General features: G+C 53.2%; 12 protein-coding genes and 1 riboswitch. Of the genes, 8 read left to right on the forward strand and 4 right to left on the reverse strand.

The window, feature by feature from the left end; genetic code table 11:
- Window positions 1-178 precede the first annotated feature (178 nt).
- Together ppc and argE are read right to left on the reverse strand one after the other, a co-directional pair.
- Window positions 179-2,830 carry a phosphoenolpyruvate carboxylase gene (ppc, locus tag OGV71_RS09780; protein WP_204583113.1) on the reverse strand — a complete coding sequence of 884 codons (2,652 nt, stop codon included), beginning with the start codon at window positions 2,828-2,830 and terminating at the stop codon, window positions 179-181.
- Window positions 2,831-3,099: 269 nt separating this feature from the next.
- Window positions 3,100-4,251 (reverse strand): acetylornithine deacetylase, encoded by a 1,152-nt coding sequence (gene argE / locus OGV71_RS09785; protein ID WP_003028848.1) that lies wholly within the window; start codon window positions 4,249-4,251, stop codon window positions 3,100-3,102.
- Window positions 4,252-4,406: 155 nt separating this feature from the next.
- On the opposite strand from argE, the gene argC reads away from it, so the two are divergent.
- From argC to oxyR, 4 genes are all read left to right on the forward strand, one after another.
- Window positions 4,407-5,411 carry an N-acetyl-gamma-glutamyl-phosphate reductase gene (argC, locus tag OGV71_RS09790; protein WP_008323185.1) on the forward strand — a complete coding sequence of 335 codons (1,005 nt, stop codon included), beginning with the start codon at window positions 4,407-4,409 and terminating at the stop codon, window positions 5,409-5,411.
- A gap of 9 nt (window positions 5,412-5,420) precedes the next feature.
- Window positions 5,421-6,194, forward strand: coding sequence for an acetylglutamate kinase (gene argB / locus OGV71_RS09795; RefSeq protein ID WP_003028854.1), 774 nt, complete (start codon window positions 5,421-5,423; stop codon window positions 6,192-6,194).
- Between the two features lie 108 nt (window positions 6,195-6,302).
- The gene (gene argH, locus OGV71_RS09800) at window positions 6,303-7,676 is read left to right on the forward strand and encodes an argininosuccinate lyase (protein ID WP_003028856.1); all 1,374 of its coding nucleotides are present in this window, start codon (window positions 6,303-6,305) and stop codon (window positions 7,674-7,676) included.
- 263 nt (window positions 7,677-7,939) lie between these two features.
- Complete coding sequence (gene oxyR / locus OGV71_RS09805) at window positions 7,940-8,857, forward strand: DNA-binding transcriptional regulator OxyR (RefSeq protein WP_003028858.1); 918 nt, start codon at window positions 7,940-7,942, stop codon at window positions 8,855-8,857.
- Here the strand turns inward: oxyR and sthA are convergent.
- Window positions 8,840-10,240, reverse strand: coding sequence for a Si-specific NAD(P)(+) transhydrogenase (gene sthA / locus OGV71_RS09810; RefSeq protein WP_003028860.1), 1,401 nt, complete (start codon window positions 10,238-10,240; stop codon window positions 8,840-8,842). The genes oxyR and sthA overlap by 18 nt on opposite strands.
- Before the next feature lie 191 nt (window positions 10,241-10,431).
- Here sthA and fabR point away from each other — a divergent pair, with 191 nt between their 5' ends.
- Both fabR and OGV71_RS09820 read left to right on the forward strand, forming a co-directional pair.
- Complete coding sequence (fabR, locus tag OGV71_RS09815; RefSeq protein ID WP_003028862.1) at window positions 10,432-11,067, forward strand: HTH-type transcriptional repressor FabR; 636 nt, start codon at window positions 10,432-10,434, stop codon at window positions 11,065-11,067.
- 15 nt (window positions 11,068-11,082) lie between these two features.
- The gene (locus OGV71_RS09820; protein ID WP_003028863.1) at window positions 11,083-11,442 is read left to right on the forward strand and encodes a YijD family membrane protein; all 360 of its coding nucleotides are present in this window, start codon (window positions 11,083-11,085) and stop codon (window positions 11,440-11,442) included.
- A gap of 82 nt (window positions 11,443-11,524) precedes the next feature.
- Here the strand turns inward: OGV71_RS09820 and trmA are convergent, their stop codons facing one another.
- On the reverse strand, window positions 11,525-12,625 hold the full coding sequence (trmA, locus tag OGV71_RS09825) for a tRNA (uridine(54)-C5)-methyltransferase TrmA (RefSeq protein WP_003028866.1): 1,101 nt from the start codon (window positions 12,623-12,625) through the stop codon (window positions 11,525-11,527).
- A gap of 115 nt (window positions 12,626-12,740) precedes the next feature.
- Window positions 12,741-12,927: riboswitch (cobalamin riboswitch) on the forward strand.
- 65 nt (window positions 12,928-12,992) lie between these two features.
- Between trmA and btuB the strand changes: the two genes are divergently transcribed.
- On the forward strand, window positions 12,993-14,831 hold the full coding sequence (gene btuB / locus OGV71_RS09830; protein WP_071696237.1) for a TonB-dependent vitamin B12 receptor BtuB: 1,839 nt from the start codon (window positions 12,993-12,995) through the stop codon (window positions 14,829-14,831).
- Window positions 14,776-15,627, forward strand: coding sequence for a glutamate racemase (gene murI / locus OGV71_RS09835; RefSeq protein ID WP_003028870.1), 852 nt, complete (start codon window positions 14,776-14,778; stop codon window positions 15,625-15,627). The genes btuB and murI overlap by 56 nt, the downstream gene beginning before the upstream one ends.
- Window positions 15,628-15,841: the final 214 nt, after the last annotated feature.

Here is a 15,841-nt window from a genome sequence, read left to right on the forward strand (position 1 = left end):
TAGCGACTAAACATTAAGAGGAACTGAAGCATCACGATCTCAGGATCGTGTTTTGCTGTTGTAATATTCACGTAGTGAATATGTTCAGGCAGGAATATATTGAAAATGAAGTGGTTGTAACAGCGGTTTTTACTGTCGCCTTCGTACAGTAGCACGAAGGCGACAGCAGGAGGGGACGTTAGCCCGTATTGCGCATGCCGGCGGCGACACCCGCGATGGTCACCATCAGCGCTTGTTCAACGCGTGGATCCGGTTCATGGCCTTGCTCTTCGGCCTGGCGTGAGCGGTGTAACAACTCTGCCTGTAAGACGTTCAGCGGGTCAGTATAAACATTCCTTAACTGAATGGACTCGGCAATCCACGGCAGGTCGGCCATCAAATGTGAGTCGTTGGCAATCGCCAGTACGACATCGATATCTGCTGCCAGGCGTTGGCGTAGCTCTTCACCCAGCGGCCACAGCTCTTTTTTGACCAGGCGCTGATCGTAATACTCTGCCAGCCACAGGTCTGCTTTCGCGAAAACCATTTCCAGCATGCCAAGGCGTGTGGAGAAGAATGGCCAGTCGCGGCACATCGCTTCGAGTTCGCTTTGCTTACCATCTTCAACCACTTTTTGCAGCGCGGTACCAGCACCAAGCCAGGCCGGGAGCATCAGACGGTTCTGCGTCCAGGCAAAGATCCACGGTATAGCACGCAGAGACTCAACGCCGCCGGTCGGACGGCGTTTTGCCGGACGTGAACCGAGCGGCAATTTACCCAGTTCCTGCTCCGGTGTGGCTGAGCGGAAATAAGGGACGAAGTCTTTGTTTTCACGCACATATCCACGGTATAGCTCGCAGGAAATATCGGAAAGCTCATCCATGATATGACGCCAGTTATCCTTCGGTTCTGGCGGTGGTAACAGGTTGGCCTCCAGAATTGCTCCGGTATACAGCGACAGGCTGCTGATGGTCACTTCCGGCAGGCCGTACTTAAAGCGGATCATCTCCCCTTGTTCTGTCACGCGCAGACCGCCTTTCAGGCTGCCTGGCGGTTGAGAGAGCAGCGCCGCATGCGCAGGCGCGCCGCCGCGACCAATGGATCCACCGCGACCGTGGAACAGCGTCAGTTCGATACCGGCTTTTTCGCAGGTTTTGATCAGCGCGTCCTGAGCCTGGTATTGCGCCCAGGACGCTGCCATCACGCCCGCGTCTTTTGCGGAATCAGAGTAGCCAATCATGACCATCTGTTTGCCCTGGATAAAGCCGCGGTACCAGTCGATATTCAGAAGCTGGGACATGACGTCATCGGCATTGTTGAGGTCGTCCAGCGTTTCAAATAGCGGAGCGACCGGCATAGCAAAACCAATTCCGGCTTCTTTCAGCAGCAGATGTACGGCCAGCACATCCGACGGCGTTTTCGCCATCGAGATAACATAGGCGGCAATGGAGCCATACGGGGCTTCGGCAATGACCCGACAGGTGTCGAGCACTTCACGGGTGTCATTGCTCGGCTCCCAGTTACGCGGCAGGAGCGGACGCTTGGAATTCAGTTCGCGGATCAGGAAAGCCTGTTTATCTGCTTCCGACCAGTTTTCGTAGTCGCCAATGCCCAGATAACGAGTCAGTTCGCCCAAGGCTTCAGTATGGCGTGTGCTTTCCTGACGAATATCAATACGCACCAGTGGCACGCCGAAACACTTCACGCGCCTAAGGGTGTCGAGCAATTCGCCATTGGCGATGATACCCATACCACAGGCCTGTAGAGACTGGTAGCACGCGTAAAGCGGGTCCCAGAGCTGTTCGTTTTGGGTGAGAAGTCCCGCAGGTTTCGGCAATTTCTCGCCTTTCAGACGGGCTTCAAGCCAGGCCTGGGTCGCCATCAGACGAGAACGCAGGGTTTTCATCAGATAGCGGTATGGTTCAGCTGCGCCTTCTTCACCTACCAGCGCCATCAGTTCCGGCGTGGCATCCACCATCGACAGCTCAGAAATCAGAAACTGGATGTCTTTCAGGAACAGGTCTGTCGCTTTCCAGCGGCTGAGCAATAGCACGTGACGGGTGATATCCGCCGTTACGTTCGGGTTGCCGTCACGGTCGCCGCCCATCCAGGAGGTAAATCGAACCGGGACAAAATCAACCGGCAGCTTATATCCAAGATGCTCTTCCAGTTGTTCATTCAGCTCACGCAGGTAGTTCGGCACACCTTCCCACAGGCTGTTTTCAACAACCGCGAATCCCCATTTGGCTTCATCAACCGGGCTTGGGCGCAGTTTGCGGATTTCATCCGTATGCCAGGACTGAGCAATGAGCTGACGCAGACGGCGCATCAGTTGGTTGCGTTCATAATCGACGAGGTCTTTGTTATCAAGCTGCTTGAGGCAGGCGTTCACTTCACCCATTTTATGGATCAGCGTACGACGAGTGATCTCGGTCGGGTGGGCGGTGAGTACCAGCTCCAGAGAGAGTGATTCTACGGCTTTCTTGATGGCGGCGTCATTGAGGTTGGGCTGCTCTTTCAGTTTACGCAGAGTGCGAGCAATCACTTCCGGGTTGCTGGCGGCTTCGCCTTTTGGCGAAATGCTGTGGTACTGCTCGGCGGTGTTGGCCAGGTTCAGGAACTGGCTAAATGCGCGGGCAACCGGCAGCAGCTCGTCGTTAGACAGATTTTGCAGTGTGGTGAGCAATTCCTGGCGATTAATTTCATTGCCAGCGCGAGATGATTTGGACAGCTTTCGAATTGTTTCTACGCGATCAAGAATGTTCTCTCCCAACGCATCCTTGATGGTCTCTCCCAGCACTTTGCCGAGCATACTGACATTACTACGCAACGCGGAATATTGTTCGTTCATATTAACCCAGACACCCCATCTATTTTGAATATGTCCTGTATCTTTCGCGCCTGACTATCACGCAAAATCTTGCGGACTTAACTTTTTAGCCGTCTTTTATAAAGCCACGTAAAACACGTGACGTCAATTGCTGCGAAATCGGTTCAGCAAACGAATAAATGCCGTGAATTTACGTTATTTAATTCACATCCAATCAAATAAGCGTTGCTTATGGAAATGTTAAAAAATCGCCCCGCTTACCACTAAGGGATTAGCGGGGTGACAAGTAGTTAATGCCAGCAGAAATGGTGCACAACCTGGGTGATTAATTCGCGGGTTGGCTTAATAAAGCGCGTTTCCAGATACTCATCCGGCTGATGCGCCTGATTAATGGAGCCCGGACCCAACACCAGCGTTGGGCAAAGGGTCTGGATAAACGGCGCCTCGGTGCAATAGTTCACCACTTCAGTCTGTGCGCCCAGCAGTTTCTCAACCACCTCTACCAGTTGATGGTCAGGTGGGCACTCATAGCCTGGAATTGGCGGATGCAGTTCCGATACGGTCAGGCGACCCGGCCAACGTTCGCTGACAGGGGCCAGCGCTTCGTTAAGTAACCCATTGAGATCGTTTAGCGTCATACCCGGTAGCGGGCGAATATCCATATGCAATTCGCAGCAGGCGCAGATTCGGTTGGCGGCGTCACCGCCGTGGATGTGGCCCAAATTTAACGTTGGATACGGGACGGTAAAGGCATCATGGTGATAGCGCGCTTTCAGGTCATCGCGCAGATGCATGATATGGCCGATGGCATCATGCATCAGTTCAATCGCATTAACGCCACGCGCCGGATCGCTTGAATGACCCGACTGTCCCAGAATGCGTATCGCATTAGAGATGTGGCCTTTGTGCGCGCGCACCGGTTGCAGGGATGTGGGTTCGCCAATGATCGCGCAGTCCGGGCGCAGAGCGGTAGTTTCAGAGAAGTAGCGAGCTCCCGCCATGCTGGTCTCTTCGTCAGCAGTGGCCAGAATGTACAGGGGTTTTTTCAGTTTCGTGACGTCGACATCACGCAACGCGTCGAGGATAAAGGCGAAGAAGCCTTTCATGTCCGCCGTACCCAAACCATACAGCTTATTGTCATGCTCGGTCAGGGTGAATGGATCGCGTGTCCAGCGTCCGTCGTCAAAGGGTACGGTATCGGTATGGCCCGCCAACAACAGGCCGCCAGCGCCCTGTCCAATGCTCGCCAGCATATTGAATTTATTTCGCGTATCGGGAACCGGTTGGACCTCCACATTGAAGCCTAAATCTTTAAACCAGCCCGCCAGCAGAGTGATTAAACCTGCATTGCTTTGATCGAGCGCTTCTTCGGTGGCGCTGATCGATGGCGTGGCAATCAGAGCGCGGTAAATCTCGATAAATGGCGGTAAATTGTTTTTCATTGTTGACACACCTCGGGTCATGATAGTATCAATATTCATGCAGTATTTGTGAATAAAAATACATTAACGTTGAGCGTAATAAAACCCACCAAGTGTAAGGTGAGGTGATAAAGGCTTATACCTGGCAACAGAATCTAAGAAGGTGAGCTGCCCCGATGTTGAATACGCTGATTGTGGGCGCCAGTGGCTATGCCGGCGCAGAGCTTGTGACCTATGTAAATCGCCATCCTGATATGACCATAACCGCTTTGACCGTCTCAGCGCAAAGCAATGATGCAGGAAAATTAATCTCCGATTTGCATCCGCAGTTGAAAGGCATTGTCGATTTACCGTTGCAGCCAATGTCAGATATCAGCGAGTTTAGCGCAGGGGTGGATGTTGTGTTCCTCGCAACGGCTCATGAGGTGAGTCATGACCTGGCTCCGCAGTTTTTGCAGGCCGGTTGCGTGGTGTTTGACCTTTCGGGCGCGTTTCGCGTAAACGACGGCGCGTTCTATGAAAAATATTATGGCTTTACGCATCAGCATCCTGAGCTGCTGGAGCAGGCCGTTTATGGGCTGGCGGAGTGGAACGCGGATAAACTGAAAGAAGCGAATCTGATTGCTGTGCCAGGTTGTTACCCGACGGCGGCGCAGCTTTCGCTGAAACCGTTGATTGATGCCGGGCTGCTGGATCTCAGCCAGTGGCCGGTAATTAATGCGACCAGCGGCGTGAGCGGTGCGGGGCGTAAAGCGGCTATCTCCAACAGCTTTTGTGAGGTGAGCCTGCAGCCGTATGGCGTGTTTACCCATCGTCATCAGCCGGAAATCGCCACTCATCTGGGGACAGAAGTGATTTTCACCCCGCATCTGGGTAACTTCCCGCGCGGAATTCTGGAAACTATCACTTGCCGCCTTAAGGCGGGCGTAACCCATGCACAGGTGGCTCAGACGCTGCAACAGGCGTATGGCGATAAACCGCTGGTGCGTCTGTATGACAAAGGGGTTCCGGCGCTGAAGAATGTGGTTGGATTACCGTTCTGCGATATCGGGTTTGCCGTACAGGGTGAACACCTGATCGTCGTGGCGACGGAAGACAACTTATTGAAAGGCGCGGCGGCACAGGCGATGCAGTGCGCAAATATTCGTTTTGGCTTTGCCCAAACGCAGTCTCTTATTTAGGGTGCAACAATGAATCCATTAATTATCAAGCTGGGCGGCGTTTTACTGGATAGCGAAGAGGCGCTGGAACGCTTGTTTACCGCACTAGTGAATTATCGTGAGTCGCACCAGCGTCCGCTGGTCATTGTGCACGGTGGCGGCTGTGTGGTTGACGAGCTGATGAAGCAGCTGAATCTGCCGGTGAAAAAGAAAAATGGTCTGCGCGTCACGCCTGCCGATCAAATTGACATTATTACCGGTGCTCTGGCAGGAACGGCGAATAAAACCTTGCTGGCCTGGGCGAAAAAGCATCACATCGCGTCTGTTGGCCTGTATCTTGGCGATGGCGACAGCGTAAAAGTGACGCCGCTCGATAAAGAACTGGGTCATGTTGGACTGGCGCAGCCGGGTTCGCCTAAGCTGATTAACACGCTGTTGGAAAGCGGTTTTCTGCCGGTAGTGAGCTCTATTGGCGTCACTGATGATGGGCTGCTGATGAACGTGAATGCCGATCAGGCGGCAACAGCGCTGGCGGCAACGCTGGGTGCGGATCTGATCCTGCTCTCTGATGTGAGCGGTATTCTGGATGGCAAAGGCCAGCGTATTGCCGAAATGACCGCAGCGAAAGCGGAACAGCTGATTGAACAGGGCATTATTACCGATGGCATGATCGTGAAGGTGAATGCGGCGCTGGATGCCGCGCGTACGCTGGGTCGTCCGGTGGATATCGCTTCCTGGCGTCATGCAGAGCAACTCCCGGCGCTGTTTAACGGCACGCCAATTGGTACGCGTATTCTGGCTTAACTATTAATGTGCCGGATGGCGGCTTCGCCTTATCCGGCCTACGTGGGTTTTGTAGGCCCGGTAAGCGCAGCGCCACCGGGCAAAAATATCATATTAAGGAAATTCGTTATGGCACTTTGGGGTGGGCGTTTTACACAGGCAGCAGATCAGCGGTTCAAACAGTTCAACGACTCGTTGCGTTTTGACTACCGCCTGGCAGAACAGGATATTGTTGGCTCTGTGGCCTGGTCCAAAGCGTTGGTAACGGTCGGTGTACTGACTGCTGATGAACAGCTGCGGTTGGAAGAGGCGCTGAATAATCTGCTGGAAGAGGTTCGTGCGAATCCTCAGCAGATTCTGCAAAGCGATGCCGAAGATATTCACAGTTGGGTGGAAGGTAAGCTGATTGATAAAGTCGGCCAGCTTGGTAAAAAACTGCATACCGGACGTAGCCGTAACGACCAGGTCGCGACCGATCTCAAGCTGTGGTGCAAAGACACGGTTATCGAATTACTATCGGCCAATCGTCAGCTGCAAACTGCGCTGGTGGTGACGGCGGAGAATAACCAGGACGCCGTCATGCCGGGTTACACCCACCTGCAACGTGCGCAGCCGGTGACATTTGCTCACTGGTGTCTGGCCTATGTTGAAATGTTGGCGCGTGACGAGAGCCGCCTGCAGGATGCGCTCAAACGCCTGGACGTCAGTCCGTTAGGCTGCGGCGCGCTGGCGGGTACGGCGTATGAAATCGATCGCGAGCAGCTGGCGGGTTGGTTGGGCTTTGCCTCGGCTACGCGCAACAGTCTGGACAGCGTTTCTGACCGTGACCACGTGCTGGAGTTACTCTCAGACGCCTCTATCGGCATGGTACACCTGTCGCGTTTTGCTGAAGACCTGATTTTCTTTAACACCGGCGAAGCGGGCTTTGTCGAGCTGTCTGATCGTGTGACTTCGGGTTCATCTCTGATGCCGCAGAAGAAAAATCCGGATGCGCTGGAGCTGATCCGTGGCAAATGCGGTCGCGTGCAGGGTGCGTTGACCGGCATGATGATGACGTTAAAAGGCCTCCCGCTGGCATACAACAAAGATATGCAGGAAGACAAAGAAGGGCTGTTCGACGCGCTCGACACCTGGCTGGACTGTCTGCATATGGCCGCGCTGGTGCTGGATGGTATCCAGGTGAAACGTCCGCGTTGTCAGGAAGCGGCGCAGCAGGGCTATGCTAACGCCACTGAACTGGCGGATTATCTGGTGGCGAAAGGTGTCCCGTTCCGCGAAGCGCACCATATCGTAGGTGAAACGGTGGTCGAGGCGATTCGACAGGGCAAACCGCTGGAGGCGCTGTCGCTTGCTGACTTACAAAAGTTTAGCCAGGTGATTGGCGATGATGTTTACCCGATCCTCTCGTTGCAATCGTGCCTGGACAAGCGTGCGGCGAAAGGCGGCGTGTCACCCCAGCAGGTTGCACAGGCGATCGACTACGCGAAGGCACGTCTGGCATAAAGTGATGGGTAATCATTCGAGCCTGGCGTCACGCCGGGCTTTTTTATGCAAAAAAAATGCGGACACAAGGTCCGCAAAAGTTCACGTTGGCTTTAGTTATTTCGAGTATGAGAGAAACTCTCAAAACGGACAGTAGCTTCAAGGGTTAAAGGGGTACCGTTCCGTTTCTGTGGTGCATTATTAAACAGAAAGCTTGATAGGGATAATCGTTCGTTGCTATGCTACCTATCGCTACGAACTATCGTGGCGATGGAGGATGAATAATGAATATTCGTGATCTTGAATACCTGGTAGCGCTAGCCGAACATCGTCACTTCCGACGAGCGGCAGACTCCTGTCACGTTAGCCAACCAACACTGAGCGGGCAGATCCGCAAGCTGGAAGATGAGCTTGGCGTCATGTTGTTGGAGCGTACGAGTCGCAAGGTGCTGTTCACCCAGGCTGGTTTGCTGCTGGTGGATCAGGCGCGCACCGTGCTGCGCGAGGTCAAAGTGCTCAAGGAGATGGCAAGCCAACAAGGCGAGACAATGTCTGGCCCGCTGCATATTGGTTTGATCCCAACGGTGGGGCCATACCTGCTGCCGCATATTATTCCGATGTTGCACCAGACCTTCCCAAAACTGGAAATGTATCTTCATGAGGCGCAGACACATCAGCTGTTAGCGCAACTGGATAGCGGCAAGCTTGACTGCGTCATTCTGGCGCTGGTGAAAGAGAGTGAGGCGTTCATCGAAGTACCGCTATTTGATGAGCCTATGCTGCTGGCGATCTATGAAGATCATCCGTGGGCAAACCGTGACTGTGTACCGATGTCCGATCTGGCGGGTGAAAAACTGCTGATGCTGGAAGATGGCCACTGCCTGCGCGATCAGGCAATGGGCTTCTGCTTTGAAGCGGGTGCTGATGAAGATACCCATTTTCGGGCAACCAGTCTGGAAACGCTGCGTAACATGGTGGCGGCAGGAAGCGGTATTACCTTACTGCCTGCGCTGGCTGTTCCGCCGGAGCGTAAGCGTGATGGTGTCGTTTATCTGCCATGCATTAAACCCGAACCGCGTCGTACGATTGGTCTGGTGTACCGTCCTGGTTCGCCGCTGCGCAGCCGTTATGAACAGTTGGCAGAGGCCATCCGTGGATCAATGGATGGCCATTTCGACAGTGCGTTAAAACAGGCGGTTTAAGCCATTTAGCGCTGCTACCCGATAGGCTTCTGCCATGGTTGGATAGTTAAAGGTGGTGTTAACGAAGTACTCGATAGTGTTACCACCACCTTTTTGCTCCATTATCGCTTGCCCGATGTGAATAATTTCGGCCGCGCGCTCCCCAAAGCAGTGGATCCCCAGAATCTCTTTGGTTTCGCGATGGAACAGGATCTTCAGCGTTCCGACACTCATACCCACGATTTGCGCACGTGCCAGATGCTTAAACTGGGCGCGGCCAACCTCGTATGGAACTTTCATTGCCGTGAGTTGCTGTTCGGTTTTACCAACGGAGCTGATTTCTGGAATGGTATAAATCCCGGTCGGGATATCTTCAATCAGATGCGCGGTGGCTTCGCCTTTTACCAACGCCTGGGCGGCAATGCGTCCTTGGTCGTAGGCTGCCGATGCCAGGCTCGGATAACCGATCACATCCCCTACAGCATACACATGCGGCAGCGCCGTCTGGTACATGCTATTCACTTTGAGCTGCCCACGGCTGTCGGTTTTCAGGCCAATGTTTTCCAGCGCCAGCGAATCGGTATTACCGGTACGGCCATTGGCGTACAACAGGCAGTCTGCCTTCAGTTTCTTACCGGATTTCAGGTGCATGATGACGCCGTCATCGCAGCCTTCAATCTTCTCATACTCTTCGTTATGGCGAATGACCACACCGCTGTTCCAGAAGTGGTAAGAGAGCGAGTCGGACATCTCTTGATCGAGGAACGCCAGCAGACGATCGCGGGTGTTGATTAAATCAACTTTGACGTCCATTCCGCGGAAGATCGACGCATATTCACAGCCAATGACCCCCGCGCCATAAATCAGCACATGGCGTGGTTCGTGGTGCAGGCTCAGGATAGAGTCGCTGTCGTAAACCCGTGGATGCGAAAAGTCGACATCAACAGGGCGATAAGGACGCGAACCGCAGGCAATAACAAACTTATCCGCAGTCAGCGTTTCCACCGTACCGTCGTGACATTCCAGGGCGATCGTGTGTTCATCAACAAAACGGGCATTCCCCTGCAAAATTTCGCAGTGATTGCGCTCGTAAAATCCTTGCCGCATACGCGTTTGCTGATTAATAACGTTATCAGCGTGGTTGAGAATATCGGCAAAAGAAGAACGAAGGAGTCGGGAGTGGTCGCTGTACAGTGGGTTCTGATTGAATTCAATAATGCGGCTGACGGCGTGGCGGAGGGCTTTCGACGGGATGGTGCCCCAGTGGGTACAGCCTCCGCCGACGTTATGATAGCGCTCAATCACCGCGACGCGCGCTCCTTGCTTAACCAGACCCATTGCAGCGCCTTCGCCGCCGGGACCGGAACCTATTACTATTGCATCGTAATCGTAGGAATGTGACATGGTCAGGCTTACCTGTTCTTATACATAAAAGCAACAGAATAGTAACATCGTTGTCAGGATAACCCAATTATCGTTGTGCTTTTTTGCGAAGTCGAAGCACAAACTGCGCGTAAACAATCATTCACAAAGCCATGCCAACCGCCTAATCTCTGGTATAGTGCCAGCAAGGTATGTGGAAGGATTCAGACATCGTGATGGGCGTTAGAGCGCAACAAAAAGAAAAAACCCGGCGTTCGCTGGTAGAAGCCGCATTTAGTCAACTGAGCGCTGAGCGTAGTTTTGCCAGTCTCAGTTTACGCGAAGTTGCTCGTGAAGCGGGCATTGCGCCAACCTCGTTTTATCGCCATTTCCGCGATGTGGATGAACTCGGCCTGACGATGGTGGACGAAAGCGGTCTGATGCTGCGTCAATTGATGCGCCAGGCGCGCCAGCGTATCGCGAAGGGCGGGAGTGTGATCCGCACCTCGGTCTCAACATTTATGGAGTTCATCGGCAACAATCCCAACGCCTTCCGTTTATTATTGCGCGAGCGTTCGGGGACATCCGCAGCGTTTCGTGCAGCGGTCGCACGTGAAATTCAGCACTTCATTGCGGAACTTGCGGACTATCTGGAACTCGAAAACCATATGCCTCGTGCGTTTACTGAAGCGCAAGCCGAAGCCATGGTAACCATTGTTTTCAGCGCCGGGGCAGAAGCACTGGATGTTGGCGCTGAACAGCGTCGACAGCTAGAAGAGCGGCTGGTATTGCAACTGCGCATGATCGCGAAAGGCGCATTTTATTGGTACCGCCGTGAACAAGAGAAGATGACGCACCACTCCGAGTAACGAGAAGGACAAGCAATGAAACAGTCAGGTCAAGATAAAGGTACGCTGCTGCTGGCGCTGGTTGCTGGCTTATCGATCAATGGTACATTTGCGGCGCTGTTTAGCTCCATTGTGCCATTCTCCGTATTCCCGATTATTTCGCTGGTGCTGACGGTTTATTGTCTGCATCAACGCTATCAGAACCGCACCATGCCTGTGGGATTGCCGGGCCTGGCCGCCGCCTGTTTTATTCTCGGTGTTCTGCTGTACAGCACCGTGGTACGCGCTGAATATCCGGATATTGGCTCTAACTTCTTCCCGGCGGTGCTGTCGGTGATTCTGGTGTTCTGGATTGGCTTTAAAGTGCGTAACCGTAAACAGGAAATTGTGGAGTAACAGTTGTCGCTGTAGGCCGGATAAGGCAAAGCCGCTATCCGGCAATCTGAACCGATAGTGCTTATCCGGCCTCCGTTCAGTCTTACTTCTTCGTTAACAGTACTCCGCACTCCATATGGTGCGTATACGGGAACTGATCGAATAGCGCCAGACGTGAAACATTGTGCGTCTGGCTTAACGTTTCCAGGTTCTTACACAGCGTCTCCGGATTGCAGGAGATGTACAGAATGCGCGGATACGCCTGCACCATTTTCTCCGTTTCGCTGTCCAGACCGCTGCGCGGTGGGTCAACGAAGATAGTTTCACACTGGTAACTCTTCAGATCGATTCCCTGCAAACGGTTGAACTCGCGAACGCCGTTCATCGCCTGTGTAAACTCTTCGGCCGCCATGCGGATAATTTGTACGTTATCAATATGGTTAGCCGCGATGTTGTACTGTGCAGCAGCCACGGACGGTTTGGCGATTTCAGTGGCCAGTACGCGGTTGAAGTTTTGCGCCAGGGCTAACGAGAAATTGCCATTGCCGCAATACAGCTCCAGCAGGTCGCCTTTTGAGCCCCTGGTGACATCAATCGCCCACTCCAACATCTGAATATTCATGGCGGCGTTCGGCTGGGTGAAGCTGTTCTCAACCTGGCGGTAGATAATCTCTTTACCTGCAACCGGCAAGCGTTCGTCAATGTAGTCCTGGTCCAGCTCAATTTTGGTTTTGGTAGCCCGACCAATCAAATGCACGTTCAGGTTTTGCGCCCGCAGCGCATCTCGCAGCGCTTCGGCTTCCTTACGCCATTCATCATCCAGCTTTTTATGGTACAGCATCGAAACCACCGCCTGATCGCTCAGGGTTGTGAGGTAATCAATCTGAAACAGTTTGTGGCGCAGGACGTGGTTGTTGCGAACGCCGTCGATCATTGCCGTCATCAACGTGTTGATGAGCTCGCTGGCTGCCGGGAAGCTGTCGACGCGAATACGGTTTTTGGTCTGGCTGTCGAACATGATGTGGTACAGGTCATCACCGTCATGCCACAGGCGGAATTCGGCGCGCATACGGTAATGGCTGACCGGTGAGCGAAACACTTCCGGAGCCTGTGCATAAAATGGCGTCATTAAGCTCTGCAGACGCACTACTTTCTCAGCTAACTGGGCGTCGTACTGTTCTGTCGGAAGGTGTTCGGGGGTCATGATGCGTCCTGAAAAATAAAAGTACGCGGGGATTGTAGGGATTGCTCAACAGATGTCCAGTCATTGATGATTTCCGATAATGTGATACGCGGTCTGGACACCAGGTTGTAACAAACTGTAGCATCCGTTTTCCGGTCCTGTGAGTTAAAAGGGAATCCAGTGTAAATCTGGAGCTGACGCGCAGCGGTAAGGAAGGTAAGAGATGAGCGCACCTGGTGCAGACACTGCGGATTGCCGCGGGAAGTCATCGTCTCTTTAAGTCGCCTCCAAGCCCGAAGACCTGCCGGCTAACGTCGCATCTGGTTTTCATCATCGCGTACTATCGGTGGGACCTGCGGCATCCTTCTTAAATTGTGGATGCTTTACAATGATCAAAAAATCATTGCTGTGCACGGCGCTGTCCGTCACGGCATTTTCTGGTTGGGCACAGGACACTCGCCCGGATACTCTCGTCGTCACTGCCAACCGTTTTCAGCAGCCTCGTAGCGCAGTACTCGCTCCTATTACCGTCGTTACGCGTCAGGATATCGATCGCTGGCAATCTACCTCCGTGAATGATGTGCTTCGTCGCCTGCCTGGCGTCGATATCGCCCAATACGGTGGTATGGGACAAAACTCGTCTATCTCTATTCGCGGCACCAACGCCAGCCATGTTCTGGTGCTGATTGACGGCGTGCGCTTGAACCTGGCAGGGGTTAGCGGCGCAGCCGATCTCAGCCAGTTCCCGGTCTCGTTAGTGCAGCGTATCGAATACATTCGAGGGCCGCGTTCGGCGGTTTATGGTTCTGATGCGATTGGCGGCGTGGTGAATATCATTACCACGCGCGAAAAGCCGGGGACGGAACTGACAGCCGGTGTGGGGAGCAATGGGTATCAGAATTACGATGTCTCAACCCAACAACAGCTCGGCGAAAATACGCGCGTCACGCTGATGGGCGATTATGCCTATACCAAAGGCTTTGATGTTGTAGCATACGGCAGCACCGGCTCTCAGGCTCAGCCCGATAAAGACGGTTTTTTAAGTAAAACGCTGTATGGCGCGCTGGAACACAACTTCTCTGACACCTGGAGTGGGTTTGTTCGCGGTTATGGTTATGATAACCGCACGAATTACGACTCATATTACTCTCCTGGCTCGCCGCTCCTCGATACCCGAAAACTCTACAGCCAAAGCTGGGATGCAGGACTGCGTTTTAATGGCGAGCTTATCCAGTCGCAGCTGGTTTCGAGCTATAGCCATAGCAAAGACTACAACTATGATCCGGATTATGGTCGCTATGACTCCTCGGCCACGCTGGATGATATGAAGCAATATAATGTTCAGTGGTCCAACAGTATGGTGCTGGGGCACGGTAACGTAGGCGCGGGTGTCGACTGGCAAAAACAAACCACGACGCCTGGCACCGGGTATGTCACGGACGGTTACGATCAGCGTAATACGGGACTCTATCTGACCGGGTTGCAGCAATTGGGCGACTTTACCTTTGAAGGCGCGGCGCGTAGCGATGATAACTCCGAGTTTGGACGTCATGGCACATGGCAAACCAGCGCCGGATGGGAGTTTATTGAAGGCTATCGCTTTATTGCGTCCTACGGTACATCTTACAAAGCACCTAATCTCGGGCAGTTGCATGGTTATTACGGCAATTCGAACCTGGATCCTGAACAAAGTAAGCAATGGGAAGGGGCGTTTGAAGGCTTAACGGCGGGTGTGAACTGGCGAGTTTCAGGGTATCGCAACGATATCGATGACATGATCGATTATGACCCACATACCGAGAAATACTTTAACGAAGGTAAAGTACGCATTAAAGGCGTTGAAGCGACCGCAAACTTTGATACCGGACCGCTGGCACATACGTTGAGCTACGATTATGTCGATTCGCGCAATGCAATTACGGACAAGCCCCTCGCACGACGTTCTAAACAACAGGTGAAATACCAGCTTGACTGGCAGGTCTATGATTTTGACTGGGGCCTGACGTATCACTACCTGGGAACGCGTTATGACACGGACTACGTAACCTACCAGCCAGTAAAAATGGGAGGAGTTAGCCTGTGGGATCTTGCCGTGTCATATCCAATCACCTCACAGCTGACAGTTCGTGGTAAAATCGCCAACCTGTTCGATAAAGATTACGAGACAGTTTATGGCTACGCAACTGCAGGACGGGAATACACCTTGTCTGGCAGCTACACCTTCTGATCCCCGTCCCACCGTGCTGGTGTTTGATTCCGGCGTCGGTGGGTTGTCGGTCTATGACGAGATCCGGCGTCTTCTGCCGGATCTCCACTATATCTACGCTTTCGACAACGTCGCCTTTCCTTATGGAGAGAAGAGCGAGGAGTTTATCGTCGAGCGTGTTGTTGAGATTGTGACTGCTGTCCAGCAGCGCTATCCCCTTTCTCTTGCGGTCATCGCATGTAATACAGCAAGCACGGTGTCGCTTCCTGCGTTACGTGAGAAGTTTGCCTTCCCGGTTGTGGGCGTGGTGCCTGCGATTAAACCGGCGGCGCGACTCACGGCGAATGGCGTAGTGGGGCTGCTGGCTACGCGTGCAACGGTGAAGCGCTCGTATACCCATGAGCTGATTGCGCGGTTTGCTAACGAATGCCAAATTGCAATGTTGGGTTCTGCTGAGCTGGTGGAACTGGCGGAAGCGAAGCTGCACGGTGAAACAGTTTCTCTGGAAGATCTGCGGCGTATTCTGCGTCCGTGGCTGCGGATGTCGGAACCACCCGATACGGTAGTGCTCGGGTGCACTCATTTCCCTCTATTACAGGAAGAGCTTTTACAGGTCCTGCCCGAGGGGACGCGGCTGGTGGATTCTGGTGCCGCGATTGCGCGCCGCACGGCCTGGTTATTAGAACATGAAGCGCCAGATGCGAAATCAACCGATGAGAACGTTGCATTTTGTATGGCAATGACGACAGAAGCCGAACAACTATTGCCCGTGCTACAGCGCTATGGCTTTAAAACGCTCGAAAAACTGTCAGTTTAAGTGGTTTTGATGAAAAAATACGCACTCGGAAGATTATTTTAAATTTCCCCTTGTCAGCCTGAAATAACTCCCTATAATGCGCCTCCACTGACACGGAACAACGGATTACAAGCCGCCGGGTCAGCGGGGTTCTCCTGAGAATCTCGTAGAGAAAAGCAAAAATAAATGCTTGACTCTGAATGAGGAAAACGTAATATACGGGACCTCGCGACAG

The sequence above is a fragment of the Citrobacter sp. Cf088 genome (genome assembly GCF_030334295.1).
In the GTDB taxonomy this organism is placed as follows: Bacteria; Pseudomonadota; Gammaproteobacteria; order Enterobacterales; family Enterobacteriaceae; genus Citrobacter; species Citrobacter freundii.